Here is a 404-nt window from a genome sequence, read left to right on the forward strand (position 1 = left end):
TCCATGTATTCATCGAAAGAACTGTAAGATGACATGCTTGTGTGATAAGATGTGTGGCATTCATTGTAAGCTTTGCAGAAAACCATCCTTTCGTTGCACTGATATATGTCCCGCATATGAGACAGCTGAATGTGAGAAACTGAATAAACCACCCTATGTATGTAATGGCTGTGGTAAAAAGACCCATTGTCTTATGCCCAGAAAGTTTTATTCATCCAAATATGCCCATGATGAGTACCGTAGCGTGCTAGTCGATTGCAGAGCTGGCATTAACCAGACTCCGGAAAGCATTCAATCCATGAATGATTTATTGGTTCCATTGATCAAGGAGAAACATCAGTCCATCGGTCATATTTATGCTACTCATGCAGAAGAATTGGGGTGCTCCAGAAGAACACTTTACA

1 pseudogene is annotated in these 404 nt (G+C 40.8%); it reads left to right on the plus strand.

The features are described 5' to 3' along the window. Positions 1-404, plus strand: a pseudogene (locus WKT11_RS20135) (IS30 family transposase); the annotation flags it as partial.

Origin of the sequence: Blautia sp. HCN-1074 (genome assembly GCF_037890165.1) — a bacterium.
Taxonomy (GTDB): domain Bacteria; phylum Bacillota; class Clostridia; order Lachnospirales; family Lachnospiraceae; genus Blautia_A.